This window comes from uncultured Selenomonas sp. (assembly GCF_963528755.1).
Classification (GTDB): domain Bacteria; phylum Bacillota; class Negativicutes; order Selenomonadales; family Selenomonadaceae; genus Selenomonas.
In genome coordinates this window covers 57,077-77,363 of record NZ_CAURXA010000008.1, presented here as the reverse complement: position 1 = coordinate 77,363, position 20,287 = coordinate 57,077, and the positions used below count along the sequence as shown (strand labels likewise).

Annotated in this window: 20 protein-coding genes; 11 read left to right on the top strand and 9 right to left on the bottom strand. The window is 56.8% G+C overall.

Annotation, left to right across the window (positions count from 1 at the left end):
• Nucleotides 1-182: 182 nt before the first annotated feature.
• The 6 genes from RWS31_RS09920 to cysK all read right to left on the bottom strand — a co-directional run bounded on the left by RWS31_RS09920 (nt 183) and on the right by cysK (nt 9,637).
• Nucleotides 183-2,150, bottom strand: coding sequence for a methyl-accepting chemotaxis protein (locus RWS31_RS09920; RefSeq protein ID WP_314597995.1), 1,968 nt, complete (start codon nt 2,148-2,150; stop codon nt 183-185).
• Nucleotides 2,151-2,306: 156 nt separating this feature from the next.
• On the bottom strand, nt 2,307-4,277 hold the full coding sequence (locus RWS31_RS09915; RefSeq protein WP_314597993.1) for a methyl-accepting chemotaxis protein: 1,971 nt from the start codon (nt 4,275-4,277) through the stop codon (nt 2,307-2,309).
• 174 nt (nt 4,278-4,451) lie between these two features.
• Nucleotides 4,452-6,419 (bottom strand): methyl-accepting chemotaxis protein, encoded by a 1,968-nt coding sequence (locus tag RWS31_RS09910; RefSeq protein WP_314597992.1) that lies wholly within the window; start codon nt 6,417-6,419, stop codon nt 4,452-4,454.
• A 158-nt stretch (nt 6,420-6,577) separates the two neighbouring features.
• Nucleotides 6,578-7,609, bottom strand: a complete 1,032-nt coding sequence (gene aroF / locus RWS31_RS09905) for a 3-deoxy-7-phosphoheptulonate synthase (RefSeq protein ID WP_314597991.1) — start codon at nt 7,607-7,609, stop codon at nt 6,578-6,580.
• A complete protein-coding gene (pheA, locus tag RWS31_RS09900; protein WP_314597989.1) occupies nt 7,594-8,484 on the bottom strand; it encodes a prephenate dehydratase in 891 nt (296 codons plus the stop codon). The genes aroF and pheA overlap by 16 nt, the downstream gene beginning before the upstream one ends.
• Nucleotides 8,485-8,704: 220 nt before the next feature.
• Nucleotides 8,705-9,637, bottom strand: a complete 933-nt coding sequence (gene cysK / locus RWS31_RS09895) for a cysteine synthase A (protein ID WP_314597987.1) — start codon at nt 9,635-9,637, stop codon at nt 8,705-8,707.
• A 334-nt stretch (nt 9,638-9,971) separates the two neighbouring features.
• Here cysK and RWS31_RS09890 point away from each other — a divergent pair, with 334 nt between their 5' ends.
• Nucleotides 9,972-10,418, top strand: a complete 447-nt coding sequence (locus RWS31_RS09890) for an Rrf2 family transcriptional regulator (RefSeq protein ID WP_314597985.1) — start codon at nt 9,972-9,974, stop codon at nt 10,416-10,418.
• A 242-nt stretch (nt 10,419-10,660) separates the two neighbouring features.
• Entirely contained in the window at nt 10,661-10,891 is a 231-nt protein-coding gene (locus RWS31_RS09885; protein ID WP_314597983.1) for a ferredoxin, read from the top strand.
• An 89-nt stretch (nt 10,892-10,980) separates the two neighbouring features.
• Here the strand turns inward: RWS31_RS09885 and RWS31_RS09880 are convergent, their stop codons facing one another.
• Complete coding sequence (locus tag RWS31_RS09880; RefSeq protein WP_006193548.1) at nt 10,981-11,193, bottom strand: molybdopterin-binding protein; 213 nt, start codon at nt 11,191-11,193, stop codon at nt 10,981-10,983.
• Nucleotides 11,194-11,243: 50 nt separating this feature from the next.
• Entirely contained in the window at nt 11,244-11,579 is a 336-nt protein-coding gene (locus RWS31_RS09875; protein ID WP_314597980.1) for a SemiSWEET family transporter, read from the bottom strand.
• A gap of 286 nt (nt 11,580-11,865) precedes the next feature.
• Between RWS31_RS09875 and RWS31_RS09870 the strand changes: the two genes are divergently transcribed.
• From RWS31_RS09870 to RWS31_RS09835, 8 genes are all read left to right on the top strand, one after another.
• Nucleotides 11,866-13,038, top strand: coding sequence for an ABC transporter substrate-binding protein (locus RWS31_RS09870; protein ID WP_314597978.1), 1,173 nt, complete (start codon nt 11,866-11,868; stop codon nt 13,036-13,038).
• Between the two features lie 90 nt (nt 13,039-13,128).
• On the top strand, nt 13,129-14,016 hold the full coding sequence (locus RWS31_RS09865) for a branched-chain amino acid ABC transporter permease (RefSeq protein WP_314597976.1): 888 nt from the start codon (nt 13,129-13,131) through the stop codon (nt 14,014-14,016).
• A gap of 7 nt (nt 14,017-14,023) precedes the next feature.
• On the top strand, nt 14,024-14,977 hold the full coding sequence (locus tag RWS31_RS09860; protein WP_314597974.1) for a branched-chain amino acid ABC transporter permease: 954 nt from the start codon (nt 14,024-14,026) through the stop codon (nt 14,975-14,977).
• Nucleotides 14,970-15,737: an ABC transporter ATP-binding protein gene (locus RWS31_RS09855; protein WP_314597972.1), complete on the top strand. Its 768-nt coding sequence runs from the start codon at nt 14,970-14,972 to the stop codon at nt 15,735-15,737. The genes RWS31_RS09860 and RWS31_RS09855 overlap by 8 nt, the downstream gene beginning before the upstream one ends.
• A gap of 2 nt (nt 15,738-15,739) precedes the next feature.
• Complete coding sequence (locus RWS31_RS09850) at nt 15,740-16,456, top strand: ABC transporter ATP-binding protein (RefSeq protein WP_009647099.1); 717 nt, start codon at nt 15,740-15,742, stop codon at nt 16,454-16,456.
• 49 nt (nt 16,457-16,505) lie between these two features.
• The gene (locus tag RWS31_RS09845) at nt 16,506-17,159 is read left to right on the top strand and encodes a CBS and ACT domain-containing protein (RefSeq protein ID WP_314597969.1); all 654 of its coding nucleotides are present in this window, start codon (nt 16,506-16,508) and stop codon (nt 17,157-17,159) included.
• A 397-nt stretch (nt 17,160-17,556) separates the two neighbouring features.
• A complete protein-coding gene (locus tag RWS31_RS09840; protein WP_314597967.1) occupies nt 17,557-17,916 on the top strand; it encodes a type II toxin-antitoxin system RelE/ParE family toxin in 360 nt (119 codons plus the stop codon).
• A complete protein-coding gene (locus tag RWS31_RS09835; RefSeq protein ID WP_314597965.1) occupies nt 17,913-18,197 on the top strand; it encodes a helix-turn-helix transcriptional regulator in 285 nt (94 codons plus the stop codon). The genes RWS31_RS09840 and RWS31_RS09835 overlap by 4 nt, the downstream gene beginning before the upstream one ends.
• Before the next feature lie 86 nt (nt 18,198-18,283).
• On the opposite strand, the gene RWS31_RS09830 is transcribed toward RWS31_RS09835, so the two are convergent.
• Nucleotides 18,284-18,658, bottom strand: a complete 375-nt coding sequence (locus RWS31_RS09830) for a DUF488 family protein (RefSeq protein WP_314597964.1) — start codon at nt 18,656-18,658, stop codon at nt 18,284-18,286.
• Nucleotides 18,659-18,882: 224 nt separating this feature from the next.
• Here RWS31_RS09830 and RWS31_RS09825 point away from each other — a divergent pair, with 224 nt between their 5' ends.
• Nucleotides 18,883-20,253 (top strand): NCS2 family permease, encoded by a 1,371-nt coding sequence (locus RWS31_RS09825; RefSeq protein ID WP_314597962.1) that lies wholly within the window; start codon nt 18,883-18,885, stop codon nt 20,251-20,253.
• Nucleotides 20,254-20,287 lie beyond the last annotated feature (34 nt).

The window sequence follows — 20,287 nt, the reverse complement described above, 5'->3', positions numbered from 1 at the left end:
CAAAAATATAGTCGAAATAATATCTAACTCGAATAGTATATCATTTTTCAGTAAAAAAGTCCATGCGGCGAAAGGCGGGGAGGGCGTGCACAAAAGGCAATCTAGAACCACACGCAAAAAGCCGATGCGCGGAGAATCATCCCCCACGCATCGGCTTTCGTTCCCATATATTCCCATATCTATCAAAGTCGGAACTTCGAGACGCCGTCCTGCAGCTTCTGTGCAAGCTCCGCGAGCGTGTGGCTCGCGGCGGCGATTTCCTCGGTCGATGCCGCCTGTTCCTCGGAGACGGCGGAAACGTCTGTCGCCTTCTGCTGCACCGTATGCGACACCGCGCCGACCTGATGCACAATGTCCGTCGTACTCGCCGCATCCTTCGTCAGCTGCCCCGTGATCTTCGTGAGCTTCTCGATCTCCTCGATCAGCGCCTTGACGGCTTCCGCGATGCTTGCGAACTTCTCATCAGCCGCCTGCACCTCGCACACATTCTCCTTGACTGCGCCTTCCTGCTCCTTCGTCAGCGAGAATGCACTCTCAATCTGCGCGGAGTTCTTCCCGATGACATCACTGATTTGCTGCGCTGCCTGCTCGCTCTGCTCAGCGAGCTTTCTCACCTCGTCAGCAACGACGGCGAATCCCTTGCCCTGCTCGCCTGCACGCGCCGCCTCGATGGCAGCGTTCAAGGCGAGAAGTTTCGTCTGCCCCGCGATGCTCGTAATGAGCTCGTTCATTTCCGCGATATTCTTCGAGCCGTCGTAGAGGTGCTGCACAGCAGCGCCGACCTTCACAGCGCCCGATGCGAGGTTCTCAGCGCCTGCAACCGCCTTTTGGAGTGCCTCGCGGCCTTCTCTCGTCGCCTGTCCCGATGCGTCGGCGACGCGCTCGGACGCCGCAACGACCTTGGCGAGATCCTTCGTCTGCCCGTCCATGCTCGTCGCGATCTCTTGAGCATTCTCCACGATGTCATTCTGATGCGCCGCCTGCTCGGCAATGGCGATGACGTCTTCCGCTGCGGACTGTGAGGCATTCGCCGTCTGATTGGCGCTCGCCGTCAGTTCTTCCGACGAAGCGGACACCTGCTCGGCGGCCTTCGACGTATCCTCGACCATCTTACGAAGCGTCGTCATCATCTTGCTGCAACTCGTCTGCAGATCACCGATCTCATCGACACGGTCACTCGCAGGCAATTTATGCGTGAGATCGCCGTTCGCGATGAAGCCAACCGATGCCGAGAGGAATTCGATCGGCGTGATCGCTGCCGTTAGGAAGTAATAGGTGATGCCCCCGAGGAGCGCGAGCGCGACGAGGCAGATCGCCAAAATCACATACGCCATGCGCGTCGCGGCGGCAAACGCCTCCTTCTGCGGCACTTCGATAACGACATGCCAGCCGGTAGAGCCGACGGGCATCTCTTGATAGAACTTCGCCACGCCGTCGAACTCTGCCTCGAACATCTCGGGCTCCTTCGACGTGAAGCGTGCGGCGAGATCCTTGTACTTGCCGCCCTCCATCTCATTGAGCGGCGCGTCGGAAAGCGTGAACTTCTTATGGTAGATGAATTCACTGTTCGGCCCCAAGACGAAGATCGACCCCGTCTGGCCGACCTTCACATCCTTGAGAATTTCCGTCATATCATCGACGGAAATATCAATGCCGAGAACGCCGATGAGCTCGCCATTCTTACGAATCGCCTGACTTAACGTCATAACTTTGGCGCCGTCCGAAGGCGCCTGATAAACATCGGAAATATACAGTCCATCGGATGAGACCGCCGCCTTGTACCATGGACGCGTGCGCGGATCCCAGTCGGGCGCAAACGTCTTGCTCGCTGCATAGCTGCCGTCAGGTCGTCCAAAAAATGCCGCGCGCACGCCGTGCCTCGATGCGATGTGATCGATCGCCTTCTGCAGGACGTCCCCCTCAGGCATAATTTCCGACCAGTCCATCATGACGGTCTCCATCATGGAGATTTCCTCGCGTACATTGCCGTCGAGCTTCGCCGCGTAGTGGTTGGCGCGCTGATTCATGGCGATCTGCACCGTGTCGCGCAAAGCGGCGCTCGCCATCATATAGATGGTGAAGCCCATGATGATGAATACGACGATCAACGGGATGCCGATGCCCATGAGCATCTTCGGTTTTAGTTTCATCTCTCTGCCCCCTGTATTTCCCTTTGGATGGCTTTTCTTCTAATGGACAATTGAAGGGAGCATTCTCTATGCTCCCTTCAACCATCATCCTCCATATTCTTTATCGGAGTTTTTAACCATACCATAACAGGAGGATACACCCATATCCTATGGGTATCACAGCCTGAATTTCGCTACTCCTTGCTGCAGCTGCTGCGCGAGATCTGCGAGCGTGTGGCTCGCGGCTGCGATCTCCTCGGCGGACGCCGCCTGTTCCTCGGAGACTGCGGAGACATCCGTCGCCTTCTGCTGCACGGCATGGGACAGGTCGCTGACCTTCTGCACCGTGTCGACCGTGCTCTTGCAGTCCTTTTCGAGTGCACTCGTGATCTTCGTGAGCTTTTCGACCTGCTCGGTCAAGGCTTCAACAGAACCTGCGATGCTCGCGAACTTTTCATCAGCGGCGCGAACTTGACCGACATTTCCCTTGACTTCGTCCTCCTGCGATTTCGTGAGCGCAAATGCGCTCTCGATCTGCGCGGTGTTCTTGCCGATGACCGCGTTGATTTGCTGCGCCGCCTCCTCGCTCTGCTCGGCAAGCTTTCTCACTTCGTCAGCGACGACGGCGAAGCCCTTGCCCTGCTCTCCCGCACGTGCCGCCTCAATGGCAGCGTTCAAGGCGAGGAGCTTCGTCTGACCTGAGATGCTCGTAATGAGCTCGTTCATTTCCGCGATGTTCTTCGATCCATCGTAAAGATTCTGCACGGCGGCGCCAACCTTCGCAGCGCCCGTCGCAAGATTCTCGACGCCTGCAACCGCCTTACCGAGTGCCTCCCTGCCTTCTCTCGTCGCTGCTTCCGTCTCGTCGGCAACCTTCGTCGAAGCATCGACGACCTTGGCGATGTCCGCGGTCTGTGCTTCCATATTGTGTGCGACTTCGTTCGCCATCTCCGCGATGTTGCTCTGCTCCGCCGCGCGCTCGGCGATGTCGACAACGGCCTCCGCCGCAGACTGCGATGCATTCGCTGTCTGCGTCGAGCTTGCCGTCAGTTCCTCAGAAGACGCGAGCACCTGCTCGCTGGCCTTCGTGGTGTCCTCGACCATCTTTCGGAGCGTTGTGACCATCTGACTTGAACTCGTCTGCAGCACTCCGATCTCGTCGACGCGATCGCTCACGGGCAATTTGTGCGCGAGATCGCCCTTGGCGATGAAGCTCATCGTGTCGGACAGAACTTCGATCGGCGAAATCATACCTGTGAGGAAATAGTACGTGATGCCGCCCAAGAGCGCGAGAGCAACGAGGCTGATGAAAAGAATCACATACAACATCTGCGTTGCCGATGCGAACGCCTCCGCCTGCGGTACCTCGATGATGATGTGCCAACCCGTCGTGCCGATCGGCATCGATTCATAGAACTTCTGCACCCCGTTGAACTCCGCATCGAACATCTGCGGATCCTTCGATGTGAAGCGCGCTGCAAGCTCCTTGTACTTGCCGCCTTCCATCTCGTTGAGCCGCGGATCGTCAAGCGTGAATTTTTTGTGGTAGATGAATTCGCTGTCTGGCCCCAAGACGAAGAGCGATCCCGATTCGCCGACCTTCACACCCTTCAAAATCTCTGTCATACTATCGACGGAAGCATCCATGCCGATGACAGCGACAAGCTCGCCATTCTTATTATAGATCGCCTTGCTCAGCGTTATAACCCGCGTTTTGTCAGGGTCGCTCTGATAGACCTCGGAAAACTCCACATCTTTCGAGTTTACTGCATTCTTGTACCACGGGCGCGTGCGCGGATCGAAACCTTCCGACACCTGATCCTTCACCACGGACGAGCCGTCGGGGAAGCCGACGTAGAAGTCAAAGACGCCGGGGCGTGCCGAGATGTCGTAGACCGCCTGCTGCAGATCGTCTCCCTGAGGCAGGACGGCGCTCCAATTCTGGGCGATGGTCTCCACCATGGCGCGCTTTTCCTGCACGCTGCCGTCAAGCTCCGCTGCATAGCGGCCTGCGCGCTGCTCCATGCCGACCTCTACCGCGCTTTTCAGCCCCGAGCTTGCCATCAGATAGATGATCGTTCCCATGAGGGTGAAGATGACGATGAGCGGAATGCCGATGCTCAAGAGCATCTTCGGCTTGAGTTTCATTTTGTGCTCCTCCCTGTATCCTTCCAAAACTTGTACCTTGCTGCTTCTCTTCTTCTCTATTTTTAAATATTTTGTAATAAAACTCTAATATCTGACTCCAAGAGATCCAGCCGAAGGTGCAGACCGATAAGCTAGACCTCTGTAAATCATGCGGACATACATACCGCGTCTTTTTCAAAGCCGGAACTTCGAAACTCCCTGCTTCAGTTCCTGAGCGAGATCCTCGAGCGCGTGGCTCGCGGCCGCAATCTCCTCGGCAGACGCTGCTTGCTCCTCGGAGACGGCGGATACGTCCGTCGCCTTCTGCTGCACAGCGTGCGAGATGCTGCTGACTTTTTCCACCGTGTCGACCGTGCTCTTGCAGTCCTTTTCGAGTGCCCCCGTAATCTTCGTGAGCTTTTCGACCTGCTCGGTCAAGGCTGTAACAGAACCTGCAATGCTCGCAAACTTCTCGTCGGCAGCGCGAACTTGGCCGACGTTGCCCTTGACCTCGTCTTCCTGCGATTTCGTCAGCGCGAATGTGCTCTCGATCTGCGCAGAATTCTTGCCGATGACCGTGCTGATCTCCTGCGCCGCCTGCTCGCTCTGCTCGGCGAGCTTTCGCACCTCGTCGGCGACGACAGCGAAGCCCTTGCCCTGCTCGCCTGCACGCGCCGCCTCGATGGCGGCATTCAGCGCGAGGAGTTTCGTCTGTCCCGAAATGTTCGTGATGACCTCATTGATCTCCGCGATGTTCTTCGAGCCGTCGTAGAGGTGCTGCACGGCGGTGCCGACCTTCACGGCCCCTTTCGCGAGGTTCTCGACACCCGCAACCGCTTTTTGGAGCGCCTCGCGGCCTTCTCTCGTCGCCTTTCCCGTCTCGTCTGCGACCTTTGTCGAGGCATCGACGACCTTGGCGATATCCCGTGTCTGCTCGCCCATATTGTGCGCGACCTCGTTCGCCATCTCCACGATGTTGTTCTGCTCTGCCGCGCGCTCGGCGATATCAACGACGGCTTCCGCCGCAGACTGCGACGCATTTGCCGTCTGCGTCGAACTTGCCGTCAACGTCTCGGAGGATGTAAGCACTTGGTCTGCCGCCTTCGTTGTATCCTCGACCATCTTGCGCAGTGTTGCAAGCATCGCGTTGGAGCTGTTCTGCAGCACACCGATCTCGTCGACACGTTCACTCGTGGGAAGCTTGTGCGTGAGATCCCCCTTGGAGATGAAGCCCATCGACTCAGACAATATCTCGATGGGCGAAATCATGCCCGTGAGGAAGTAATACGTGATGCCGCCGAGAAGCGCAAGCGCCGCGAGGCTGATGCCAAGGATTGCATACGACATACGCGTCGCCGCCGCAAATGCTTCAGAGAATGGCATCTCGATGACAATGTGCCACCCCGTCGTCCCGATCGGCTCAGAACGGAAGAACTTCTTGACGCCTTGGAATTCCGCTTCAAAAGCCTGCGCTTCATCTGATGTGAAGCGTGCGGCAAGATCCTTGTACTTGCCGCCGTCGAGCTCATTGAGCGGCGGATCGTCAAGTGTGAACTTCTTGTGATAAATATACTCGCTGTTCGGTCCCAAGACAAAGAGCGATCCCGTCTCACCGACCTTGATGTCCTTGAGGAACTCTGTAATCTGCTCGACCGCGAGATTCATGCCGATGACGCCGATGAGCTCGCCGTTTTTGCGCACGGCACGGCTCAGCGTCACGACGTTCGATTGATCCGAAGCCGTACGATAGACGGGAGAAATCTCCACCTTGTCGGAGGCCGCCGCATTCTTGTACCAGTCGCGAGTGCGCGGATCGTAACCCGCAGGAAGCGATTGACTCGCTGCATAGGAGCCATCGGGTTTGCCAATATAGAACGACTGGACGCCCGGTCTGCTGCCCAGATGTGACACAACGTCCTGCAGCGCCTCGCCTTCGGGCATATTGTCTGCCCAGCTCATGGCGAGTGCCTCCATCGTTTCGCTTTTCCCCAGCAAATTTCCATCGATAATCGCCGCATTGTGACCGGAGCGCTCGGTCATGGCAATGAGGCGGCTCGTCTTAAGGCCGTCACTCGCCAACAGATAGATGATGACACCCATGACGGCAAACACGATAATCAAAGGTACGCCGATACTCAAGAGCATCTTCGGTTTCAGTTTCATGATCCTTCTCCTTCATTTTGCTTATGAAAATCTTTACCGAACCTTTCCATACAGGAAGATGGGACGCATACGAATACGCATCCCATCTCCTCATACGTTTCTCTTCTTTTATCGTGTTATTTACAAAATTTCCTAAGTGTGGCGCTCATGTTTTTGGATTAAATATCCATCGGCTCGATTTTCTCGTCCTGCATGAACTTCGCGAGCTTCTTGACACCGCGCATGACTTCGTAGTAGCTCTCAGGCGTCAGCGACTGCGGGCCGTCGGAAAGGGCCTTCGCCGGATTTGGGTGCATCTCCATGATGAGTCCGTCTGCGCCTGCAGCAATCGAGGCGAACGCCATCGGGCGCACGAAGCGCCACTTGCCCGTGCCGTGGCTCGGATCGGCGATGATGGGAAGATGCGACAGGTGCTTGATGGCGGCGACGGCGCTGAGATCAAGCGTGTTGCGCGTGTACGTCTCGTAGGTGCGGATGCCGCGCTCGCAGAAGATTACGTTCGGATTGCCTTCGTTCATGATGTACTCGGCGGCGTTCAGCCACTCGTCGATCGTCGCCGCGAGACCGCGCTTGAGCATGACGGGCTTCGTACTGCGTCCGACCTCCTTCAAGAGGCGGAAGTTCTGCATGTTACGCGCGCCGATCTGCAGGACGTCGGCATACTCGGAAACGAGTCCGACATTCTCGACCTCCGTGACCTCGGTGACGACCTTGAGTCCCGTCTTCTCACGTGCCTCGGCGAGGAGCTTCAAGCCTTCCTCTTCAAGACCTTGGAAGGAGTACGGCGATGTGCGCGGCTTGTAAGCGCCGCCGCGCAGGAACTCGGCGCCGCCCTTCTTGACGATCTCGGCCGCCTCCATGAGCTGCTCGCGCGACTCGACGGCGCACGGCCCCGCCATGACGACGGGCGTTCCTGCACCGATCTTGACACCGCCGACATCGACGACCGTCGGCATCGGATGGAACTCGCGGCTCGCGAGCTTGTAGCTCTTTGAGATGGCAACGCTCTGCTCGACGCCTGCCATCGCGTCGATCGCCAAGGAGCCCATGCGGCGCTTGTCGCCGATGACGCCAACAATCTTCTGCTGTGCGCCCTCCATGATCTTCGCTTCAAGTCCCACACCGTTGATTGCATGGATGACTTCCTTGATGTTTTCCGCTGTTGCGTCCGGATTCATAATGATGACCATAAAGATGCTCCTTTCAAATTTGCAGCCGTCAGCACGGGAAATGCGCCGAGGGTGCGCAGCCAGATGCTCTTTTGGCGCACCGCTTCCACCGAAGCGGCAAGCTCGGCGGCATCCGCCTCCAACTCAAAGAAAAAGATATAAGCTCCAAGCTCCGTGCGCGCGGGACGCGACTCGATGCGCAGCATGTTCACGCCGCGCACGGCGAACTCCTGCAAAACCTCGCACAGACTGCCCGCGCGTTTGCCGTCAATCTGGCAGATTACCAAGAGCTTCTCAGGCACAGGCTCATTCGAAAAACGAAGCGCCGGCGACTTCTTCCCCGCACGCTCAACGAGGAAGAAGCGCGTGCAGTTCGCCATCGTGTCCTGTATGTCCTCGGCCATGGGATAAAGGCCATACAGTTCGCCCGCACGCGCCGTGCAGATGGCGGCACAGCCATCCTTGGGACGGCTCAGAGCGACGAGGCGAGCTGCCTCTGCCGTTGAGGAGACGGCGACGAGTTTCGCCGCCGCATGGTGCTCCTTCAAGTAGGCGCGGCACTGCGAGAGCGGCTGCGCATGAGAGATGACGCTTCGCACCTCGGTTTTCGGGTACTTCATCATCAACTCGTTGCGCACGCCCCAGATGAGTTCCAAGTTCACGGCGAAGGCATCACTCGAACTCAAGGCATCGAGTGTGATGTTCACCGAACCTTCGAGCGAATTTTCCACTGGTACGAGCGCCCCATGTACCTGCCCTTCCTCCACCGCCGAAAGCGCCTGAAAGATGGCAGGAAAGGGCAGAAGCTCGCGCGGCTCATCGAGGAGCCCGTTCAAATGAAGCGCCGCCGCCTCACTGTGCGTACCCAGAGGGCCGAGAAAGCCCAACGTGTCCATTACCCGCCTCCTTCTCCACTTAGAAGGCACGGATAAATCCCGTGCCGCCTTACAAAAACGCCCCCTTGAGCAAGAACGCCAAGGGGGCAGATTGCTGAAAACGCTTCTATATTATCATAGAAACGACAGCTTTGCAAGTTTACAGTTCACGAGCTTTTCGTGTCGGAGTGGGCGGCTTTTTTCCCGCCAGGATCTCGACACACATCCGGCGCTTCGCCGTTCAATCGTTGAAAAGATCCGTCGAAAGATAGCGGTCACCCGTGTCGGGCAGGAGAGCTACGATCGTCTTTCCCTTCGCCTCAGGACGGCGCGCGATCTCGACGGCGGCGGCGAGAGCAGCGCCCGACGAGATGCCGACGAGCGCCCCTTCCGTGCGCGCGAACTCCCTGCCGTAGAGGAAGGAATCGTCGTTCGACACCGTGATGACCTCATCGTACACGCTCGTATTGAGCGTCTCGGGCACGAAGCCTGCACCAATGCCCTGAATCTTGTGCGGACCGGCCTTGCCTTCGCTGAGGACGGGCGAATTCTCCGGCTCGATGGCGATGACCTTCACGTTCGGATTCTTGCTCTTCAAGTATTCTCCGACGCCCGTCACCGTGCCGCCCGTGCCGACGCCCGCAAGAAAATAGTCGACCTTTCCTTCCGTCGCCTCCCAGATTTCAGGCCCCGTCGTCCTCTTGTGCACGGCGGGGTTAGCAGGATTCGTAAATTGCGACGGGATGAAGGCGTTCGGCGTCTCCTTCGCAAGTTCCTCCGCCTTCTCGATCGCGCCCTTCATACCCTTCGCACCGTCCGTCAGCACGATCTCTGCGCCGTACGCCTTCAAGAGATTGCGCCGCTCGACGCTCATCGTCTCGGGCATCGTAAGGATGGCGCGGTAGCCGCGCGCCGCCGCGACGCTCGCGAGACCGATGCCCGTGTTGCCGCTCGTCGGTTCAATGATGACAGAGCCGGGCTTCAGATCGCCGTTTTTCTCCGCCTCCTCGACCATCGCCTGCGCAATGCGATCCTTGACGCTGCCCGCAGGGTTGAAGTACTCAAGCTTCGCGAGGATCGTCGCCTCGACGTCATGCTTCGCGCTGAAATTCTTCGCGTGCAGGAGCGGCGTGCCGCCAATGAGTTCCGTAATGCTTTCGTATATTTTTGCCATGATGTTTTCCTCCCTAAAGTTCAATATATGTAATTCATATCTGTTTGATATGTTATATCTTACATCGTTTTTCCTAGTGTGTCAATAGGCTTTTTGAAAAATTATTCACATCAGGCAAAGCTTCACGCTCGCCAACCACATCGTCACAATCCCGAAACTTTGCGCCGCCGCTGCATCTCCCGAGTCACTTCATTAAGGAAGCACGAATAAATGCAGCACTTCCCTAAGAAATCGCACGGCAGAAAACATATTTCATCACTATGCAATTGACAAATTCACGATTCCCTTATATTATAAATACATAGATAAACTGTATGAAAAGAGGTATACCCTTATGAAAATTTCTGCCAAAGGGCGCTACGGACTGGCTGCCATGGCATTTCTCGCGCGAATCAGCCAGACGAACAGCCCAACGACGATCCTCACAATCTCCGAAAACCTCGGCATATCCAAGATCTACCTAGAGCAGGTCTTCTCCCTTCTGAAGCACGCGCGGCTCGTGAATTCAAGCAAAGGCTCGCAGGGCGGCTACCATCTCGCTCGCGCGGCGCAGGAGATCACAGCATGGGACGTGCTCGCTGCCATCGAACTTCCGCTGACAGAAAAGGCAGGTCCTGCGACAGGAGATGCACAGGAGGATCTTGAACAGGCGTTGACGAACTGCGTCTACGATCCTCTGGACGCCGCCATACGAAAATCGCTTCAAGGCGTGAACCTCTGCGCCATCCTCGAAGAAGCTGACCGACAAAAGTCCAAGGAAAATATCATGTATTTTATCTAGGTGCGAAAATTTCTTTTTCCATTCAAGGATATTCGGTATTCCTCCATCATCCAAATTCCTTTATCTTCCATCATTTTTAGGACTTTTCAGCGGGAAACAGAAAAACCTTGCAATTTTTGTTCGATGGTGTATAATGGGCGTGAGATTCGGAAGAATGATGTTTCTTTCTTCCTGTCTTGTTTCGAGGAAGTCCTACCCAAACGGATTTCCGGTACGGTTGCAACACCGCTGGAGGGATTTTTATGACGATTGACGATGTCACCGTCATCATCGAGAGCGGCGCTCTTTCTGCTAAGGAAGCGGAGCGCTACATCCGTAAAATCCAAAGGCACTCGAAAGGTCGCACGCTTAAGCGTGTTTCATTCAGGTTGGCTGATGGGCATTTGGATTTGCGCTATGCATTCGAGGGCATCCCCTTCGAGCGCATCCGCCGCATCTCGCATGAGACGCCAAAAGAGCGCAAGGCTGTCTGACCACCGCCGGATCGCACGAAAAAGCCGCTGTCGAGGAAACCCGACAGCGGCTTTTTCATTATGTGCATTTCCTGAACGCCAAGGGTCGCTCAGTCGTCCACACCGACCATGACGGAAGTCGCCTTGATGACGGCGTAGGCTTCCTTGCCGATCACAAGGCCGAGCCGCTCGACAGAGCCCATGCTGATGGTCGCCGTGACGACGTTTCCGCCCGCGATCTCGATGCCGACGATGGCATTGACCGCACCTTTCTCGATGGATACAACCTTGCCCTTGAACTGATTTCTTGCACTGAGCTTCATTTCTCACTTCTCCTTCACAAATAGACGAGATCCTCCCTCTGCACTGAACCTTAAAAGAGTGCAGTCAATGCAGTGGTCAGACCGAAGACGATTCCCGGGGCGTTGGCGATGATGATCGGCCAATCGCGCTGCTGCTTGAAGAAGCCGTACGTCACCCAGATCGTGCAGTTGATGAATGCGACGAACGGCTGGATCCAATCGCCTGGGTGACCGGACAGATTGCCGACGATCTGCGGGATATAAGAGACGTACATGCACACGGACAGAATGGATCCGATCGTTCCGACGACCTTCATCTTGTCCTGCACGGCGCTCTTCCCGAGATTGGCAGCCTTCTTCTCCACATGCTCTGCCTCAGATTCCATTTTTTTCAGCGATGTTTCCATTAGGTAAACTTCCTTCCTAAATATTGCAAGTATCGCTTCGCTGCTCATACTAAAAGAGTTCCTACCAAAAGTCAAGAGGCAATCTCAAAATCTTTCGATCTATATATTATATTATAGAAACGTCTCTTTGTGACCTATATAAAATAACCTATCAGAGAAATTTCCTCAAAGAAAACAAACGCCCATTCCTCGCGAATCCATTCTTGACTAACCCTGTAACATCGCATATAATAGGAAAAGTTATCGTGCGATGCACATTTTCTAAACTCTTTGGAGGGGGATTTTCATGATTTTCAGCAAGAAGAGCCTGCGGCTCGCCTGCGCCGTTCTCGGAGCGACACTCTTGGGCAGCGTCTTTGCAGGCTGCGGCTCGAAGGAGTCGGGCGATACGATCAAGGTCGGCGCGAACTTCGAGCTTACGGGCAATGTCGCGAACTACGGCAACGCCACGCTTGAGGGTCTGCAGCTCGCGATCGACGAGGCGAATGAGGCCGGCGGCATCAATGGCAAGAAGATCGAGCTTGTTTCCGTCGACGACAAGTCGGAAGCGGCGGAGTCAATCAATGCGGCAACGAAGCTCATCTCTGACGACGACGTCAAGGTCATCGTCGGCCCTGCGACGACGGGTCTCGTGCTCGCCGAAACGCAGACGGCGACGGACGCAAAGGTGCCGATCATCGCACCGTGCGCTACGAGTCCCGAGGCGACAGTGGAGAACGGCAAGGTCAAGCCCTACGTCTTCCGCAGCTGCTTCATCGATCCGCAGCAGGGCGAAGTAATGGCGACCTTCGCCGCGAAAGAGCTCAAGGCGAAGACGGCAGTCATCTACGTTGACAACAGCTCGGACTACTCGAAGAACCTCGGCAAGGTGTTCAAGGAGAAGTTCGAAGCGGCGGGCGGCAAGGTCGTCATGGAAGAAGCCTTCCTGCAGAAGGATCAGGACTTCAAGGCGACGCTCACAAAGCTCAAGACGGCGAATGCTGACGTCATGTTCGTGCCCGCTTACTACGAAGAAGTCGGCAAGATCGTCAAGCAGGCGCGTGAGATGGGCATCAACTCCGCGATCCTCGGCACGGACGGCTGGGACGACACGAAGGTCGTCGACATCGCCGGCGCGGACGCGCTGAACAACACCTTCTTCAGCACGCATTACTCGGAGAAGGACGCCGAGGTGCAGGGCTTCATCGAAGCGTACAAGAAGAAGTACAACCATGCACCGAACGTCTTCGCAGCTCTCGGCTACGATGCGGGCAAGATGCTCGTCGATGCGCTGAAGCGTGCGGGCAGCAGCGATACGGAAAAGATTCGCGAGGCGCTTGAGGCGACGAAGGATCTCAAGGTCGGTACGGGAACCATCTCTATGGATAAGAACCACAACCCGATCAAGACGGCGGTCATCCTTGAGATGAAGAACGGCGAAAAGGAACTCAAGGCGAAGATTGCGCCGGAGGGGAACTGATTCCGCTTCCAGGCAAGGGAAAAGGCCGCAGAGATGCGGCCTTTTCTATACTTTGATGAAAAATTCGTTTCACAAAAGAAAGGAGAAATCATGGAGCTTTCGGAGCAAATCGCCCAGCAGCTCATCAACGGCGTGTCGCTCGGCAGCATCTACGCCTTGATCGCGCTCGGCTATACCATGGTCTATGGTATCATCAAGCTCATCAACTTCGCGCACGGCGACATCTACATGGTCGGCGCATATCTCGGCTTTTTCGCCGTGACAAACCTCGGGCTTCCCATCGTACCCGCGCTCATCCTCGCGATGGTTATCACGGGACTCTTGGGCATCGTCATTGAGAAGCTTGCGTACAAGCCGCTGCGCCATGCGCCGCGCATCTCAGCACTGATCTCGGCGATCGGCGTCTCGCTCTTCTTGGAGTACGCGATGATGTACTTCGTCTCGCCGACGCCGCGCACCTTCCCGCCGCTCTTTCAGGACGTGGCCTTCAGCGTCGGCTCTCTCGTCATCAACGGACAGCAGATGCTGATCCTCGGCATCACATGCTTCCTCATGGTCGTCCTGACCTACATCGTGCAGTACACGAAGATCGGCAAGGCGATGCGCGCCGCGTCCTATGATACCGAAACGGCGCAGCTCATGGGCATCAATGCCGACCGCGTGATCTCCTTCACGTTCTGGATCGGCTCATCGCTCGCGGCTGTCGCGGGCGTGCTCGTCGGCGTCTACTACAACTCGATTGACCCCCTCATGGGCATCATGCCCGGCATCAAGGCGTTCGTCGCCGCCGTGCTCGGCGGCATCGGCATCCTGCCGGGCGCCGTCGCAGGCGGACTCATCCTCGGCATCGTCGAGGCGTTCGTCTCGGGCTTCGTTTCCTCGACGTTCCGCGATGCAGCGGCCTTCGCCATCTTGATCCTCGTCCTCCTCTTCAAACCTGCGGGGCTTTTCGGCAAGAACACCCGCGAGAAAGTGTAGGTGCGGCATGAATTTACGCAAGCAGGATCTCATCTTTTTCCTCTTCGGGCTCATCCTCTTTGCCGTTCTTCAGGGACTGATCACAGGGCGCGTCATTGGCTCCTTCTGGCAGCTGAACCTCCTGTTCCTCGGCATCAACATCATCCTGACGGCGAGCCTCAACCTCATCAACGGCTATACGGGACAGTTCTCGCTCGGCCATGCAGGATTCATGGCCGTCGGCGCCTATACCGCCGCCATCCTGACGACGAACTTTCATGTGCCGTTTCCTCTCGCACTCCTCGCCGGTGCCATCGCTGCAGCTTTCCTCGGCGTGCTCATCGGTCTGCCGACGCTGCGCCTTCGCGGCGACTACCTCGCCATTGCGACCTTGGGCCTCGGCGAAATCATCCGCGTCGTGCTCATCAACATCGACTACGTCGGCGGGGCGGCGGGCTTCAAGGGCATCGCACGCGACACGAACTTCGCCTGGGTCTTCTTCGCCGTGTTCTTCACCCTGTTCTTCATCAAGAACTTCGTGAACTCCACGCACGGCCGCGCCTGCATCGCGATCCGCGAGGACGAGATCGCCGCCGAGGCCATGGGCATTCCGACGACGCGCTACAAGGTCATGGCGTTCGCCATCGGCGCAGGATTTGCAGGGCTCGGCGGCGGGCTCTTCGCGCATACGCTGACATACCTGAATCCGACGTCGTTCACGTTCATGCAGTCGTTTTTCTTCCTCATCATGGTCGTCCTCGGCGGCATGGGCTCTCTGACCGGCTCTGTCGTCGGCGCGTTCTTCGTCACGATCCTGCAGGCGGCGCTCGCAAGCTGGCCCGAATTCCGCATGATCATCTTCGCCGTCGCCCTGATCCTCTTCATGCTCTACCGCCCCAAGGGAATCTTCGGCTATGTGGAACTCACGGCGTTCGGCCCGTTGAAGCGCATCTTTGGCAAAGGAGGTCAGGCGAATGGCTGAATTACTGAAAGCGGACGGTCTCGCGCAGGTCTTCGGCGGCCTACGCGCCGTGTCAAACTTCAACATGGTCATCGAAAAGGGCGAACTCATCGGCCTCATCGGGCCGAACGGTGCGGGCAAGACGACGGCGTTCAACATGATCACGGGCGTCTACCGTCCGACCGAGGGCGAGCTTACCTTCAACGGCAAGAGCATCGTCGGCAAGAAGCCCAGCGAGATTACGGCACGCGGCATCGCACGCACCTTCCAGAATATCCGCCTCTTCTCCGAGCTAAGCGTCCTTGAAAACGTCAAGATCGCCTACCACACGCGCACGAAATACACGGTCGCCGAAGCCGTGCTTCGCCTTGGCAGGTATTTCAAAGAAGAGCGCGAAATAGAAGAGAAGGCGAAGAAGCTTCTCGCCATCTTCCGCCTCGAAAAGCAGGCGCACGAACTCGCGAAAAACCTGCCCTACGGCGCACAGCGGCGTCTTGAGATCGCGCGCGCTCTCGCCGCGAAGCCCAAGCTCCTCCTCTTGGACGAGCCGGCGGCCGGCATGAATCCGCAGGAGACGCAGGAGCTCATGGAAATGATCCGCTGGATCAAGAAGGAATTCGGCTTGACGATCCTCCTCATCGAGCACGACATGAGCCTCGTCATGGGAATCTGCGAGCGCATCTACGTCCTCGAATACGGCGAAATCATCGCTGAAGGCACACCGAAAGAAATCAAGGAAAATCCCGAAGTCATTCGGGCCTATCTCGGCGGGGAGGCGTAAAGATGGCAGAAATCATGCTGAAAATCGACAACATCCACGTCTACTACGGCGCGATCCACGCGCTGAAGGGCGTGAGCCTCGAAGTCCATAAGGGCGAGATCGTCACGCTCATCGGCGCGAACGGCGCGGGAAAGTCCACGACGCTGCGCACGGTGTCGGGACTGCTCGCGCCCAAGAGCGGCGGCATCTCCTTCCTCGGAGAAAACATCGCGGGCATGCCTGCGCACGAGATCGTCAAGCATGGCATCTCACAGGTGCCTGAAGGGCGGCGCATCTTCGCTGAGATGAGCGTGCAGGAAAACTTGGAGATGGGCGCTTTCACGCGCAAGGACAAGGCGGGGGTAGAAAAAGACTTCGAGATCGTCTACAACCGCTTCCCGCGCCTTAAAGAACGCCGCAAGCAGCAGGCGGGCACGCTCTCAGGCGGCGAGCAGCAAATGCTCGCGATGGGACGCGCCCTCATGAGCCGCCCGAAGCTCCTCCTCTTGGACGAGCCGTCGATGGGCCTTGCGCCGCTCCTCATCAAGGAAATATTTTCCATCATCGAGGACATCAACCGCGAGGGCACGACCGTCCTCCTCGTCGAGCAGAACGCCAACATGGCGCTCTCCATCGCACACCGCGCCTACGTCATGGAAACGGGCAGGATCACACTCCAAGGCGCGGCAAAGGAACTCGCAGCAAGCGAAGATGTGCGAAAAGCCTATTTGGGCGGCTGAAATAGAGGAAAATCTGTTATCCGCGCTTCCTAAAGAAAGGATGCTGACAATGTTTGTAGCAAACCGCATGGCAAAAAATCCCTTCACCGTCACGCCGGACACGAAGGTCTCGGCCGCGAAGGATTTGATGAAGAAGCACCGCTTCCGCCGCCTGCCCGTCGTCGATGAAGACGGCAAGCTCGTCGGCTTCTTGAGCGACCGCGACATCATGCGCGTCTCGCCGTCACCCGCGACGACGCTCTCGCGCTACGAAATCACCTCGCTCTTGGCGAAAATGTGCATCGGTGAAATCATGCAGAAGGACGTCATCTCCGTCAAGGACGACGCGACGATCGAGGAAGCCGCGCTCATCATGTACAACCACAAGATCGGCGGCCTGCCCGTCGTATCGAGCGTAGGCGCCGTCGTCGGCGTCATCACGGAAACCGACATCTTCAAGACCTTCGTCGACGTCATGGGGCTGACGCACGGCAAGACGCGCTTCACCATCGCCGACGTCGGCGACAAAGTCGGCGTCGTGCGCGACCTCGGCGGTATCATCGCCGACTGCGGCTGCAACATCGACAGCCTCGTCACCTGCCAGCAGGAAGACGGCAGCTACGAAATCGTCGTGCGCTTCGACACGACGGACAGCGAAGCCGTGAAAAAGAAGCTCGAAGAAAACGGCTTCCATGTATCGCACGTCGTGAAGATCGGCTGCTGAACCGTCCAAGAGCCAAGTCCGAAGGACGCAGGCGATTGGGCAACGGCTCGTATGCGAAAACGTCCCAAGAACGCGAGCCAGCGGCGAAGCGCGATTGGATGACGTTGACCGCTGCTGAGCCGTCCAAGAAGCAAGCCCACCGGGCGTAGCTGATTGGGTAACGGCTCGTATGCGAAAACGTCCCAAGAACGCGAGCCAGCGGCGAAGCGCAATTGGACGACGTTAACCGCTGCTGACTGTATGCAAAACCCTCAGGGTTTCGATGCGCGAAAACCCGCCTGCCGTTAGATTCGGCGGCGGGTTTTCTTGTGCCTAGCTTGCTGCTTCGAGAAAAATCCTGTTTTCCCTCTTGCCACGAAATAACTTTTAAGGCATAATAGAGGAAGGAGGCACACCTATGTATCCACTATATTTTTACCGCGACAGGCACGGAACCTGCCCCGTTGAAGAATACCTGAACGCACTCTTTGCACGGAACGACAAGGACAGCCGTATCAAGCTGAAGAAGATTCAAGACTACATGAACATTTTACAACAGTATGGTATGTCAGCAGGCGAACCATATATGAAACACTTGGAAGGAAGTATATGGGAACTGCGCCCCTTGCGTGACCGTATACTTTTCGCGACGTGGTATAAAAACGGCTTCATATTGCTCCATCACTTTATGAAAAAGACACAAAAGACTCCTCGCAGTGAAATAGAAAAAGCTCAACGTGAACTGAAAGACCTCAACGAAAGGAGCGATTTATCATGATGAACTCTGCTATTGCAGGCACTTGGGAAGAATGGGAAAAATCCCACTTTACCCCCGAAGAAATCGCCGAGAGCAATCTGCGCGTCGCCTTGATCGGCGAACTCATCAAGGCGAGGAATGAGCGGGGCGTCACGCAGAAGCAGCTCGAAGAGATGAGCGGCGTCAGCCAGCCTGTCATCGCACGCTTGGAGCGCGGCACGACGAGTCCGAACATCTCGACCGTCATGAAGCTCCTCGCCCCCTTGGGCAAGAAACTTTCCATCGTTCCCTTGGAAAGCTAGGGATCACTGATAAATTCAGAGTTGCCCTAAAAAACCGCCCGCTGCAGAAACAAAATTTCCTGCAGCGGGCGGTTTTTCTCTTCTTTTCATTCCTGCCCCATCGCATCAAGCAGCCATTGGCGCAGTACGAGGACGTGATTTTCCACGGCGTTCTTGTTGGCGTAGACGAGCGTCACGGGAGATTCCTGCAGCCAATCCCGGCACTTCGCGGCGAAGGCGGCGGCGTCGGGGCTTTTTTTCAACTCTTCGAGATATGCCTTTCCGAAGAGATCAAAGTTCATCTCGCCACTGTGGTAGAGCTTGCGCAGTTCGGACGACGGCGTGACTTCCTTCGCCCATTCGCTCAAGGCGGCACGTTCCTTCTTCATGCCGCGCGGCCACAGACGATCGACAAGGATGCGTCTGCCGTCCGTCGGCGCAGGCTCTTCGTATATGCGCTTCATTTGCAGTTCGTATGCCATCGTGAAGACTCCTTTCCCTATTGGAACATCACAATATACCTTCTATTTTAGCACGAATGCAGGATTTTTCCAGATGCAGATGCTTCTCAAGAGGTCAGCAGAGCCTCCTGCCAGATTCATTCTCACGAAGAAAGTCCCTGTGTTACGCCTTGCTATCTCCTGCTGTTTCCGCTAGAATAAAAGTATCATTCATCAAATCTTCCCAAGGAAAAGGAGACAATTCGATGGAAAAAATGCTGGAAAACATGTTTCACTTGAAGGAAAACCGCACAACGGTGCAGACGGAGCTCTTAGCGGGGCTTACGACGTTCATGACGATGGCGTACATCCTCGCCGTGAACCCGCTGATCTTGAGCGCTGCGGGCATGGATGCGGGAGCCGTATTCACGGCGACGGCGCTCGCTTCGGGCATCTCGTGCGTCCTCATGGCGTCGTTCGCCAATCTACCGTTCGCGCTATCTTCCGCGATGGGTCTCAACGCCTTCTTCGCCTACACGGTCGTCGGGCAGATGGGATACTCGTGGCAGCTCGCATTGACGGCGGTTCTCATCGAAGGTCTGATCTTCATTGCACTCTCCATGACGAATGTGCGCGAAGCGCTCTTCAATGCGATTCCTCTGACCTTGAAGAGTGCCGTCACCGTCGGCATCGGCTTCTTCATCACATTCATCGGCCTTCAGAACGCACATGTCGTCGTCGCAGGGCCGAAGCTCGTCGCACTCTTCTCGTTTCCCAAGGCGATGGCAGAAGGGACGTTCCACTCCGAGGGAATCACTGTCCTCCTCGCACTCTTCGGCATCCTCCTGACCGCCGTGCTCGTCATAAAGAACATCAAGGGGCACATCCTCATCGGCATCTTCGCCACCTGGGGGCTGGGCATCATCTTGGAGCTTCTCGGCGTCTACATCCCCGATCCTGCACGCGGCTACTTCAGCCTCATGCCTTCGGGCATCATCGCGCCTCCCGTGTCGCTCGCGCCGACCTTCCTGCAATTCGACTTCCATGCGATCCTCTCGCTTGATTTCATCGTCGTCATCTTCGCCTTCCTCTTCGTCGACCTCTTCGATACGCTCGGCACGCTGATCGGCTGCGCCTCGCGCGCCGACATGCTCGACGAGAAAGGGCGTCTGCCGCGCGTCAAGGGAGCGCTCCTCGCCGACGCCTGCGGCACGGCGCTCGGCGCATGTCTGGGCACATCGACGATCTCGACCTACGTCGAGTCCTCGGCGGGCATCGTCGAAGGCGGGCGCACGGGACTGACGGCCGTGACGACGGCGATCTTCTTCCTCGTCGCGCTCTTCTTCTCGCCGCTCTTCCTCGCCGTTCCGGGCTTCGCGACGGCGCCGGCGCTCGTCATCGTCGGCTTCCTCATGATGCAGCAGGTCGCGAAGATTCCTTGGTCGGACATCACCGAGGCGATCCCCTCTTTCATCTGCATCGCCGTCATGCCGTTCGCCTATTCCATCGCCGAGGGCATTGCATTCGGCATCATTTCCTACACACTGCTGCACGTCGCCTCTGGCAAGTTCCGCAACGTGACATGGCTCATGTACTTCCTGACCGTGCTCTTCATCTTGAAATACGCTTGGCTCTGAGATATATCAACGTCAGAAAAGGGCGGAGTATCCA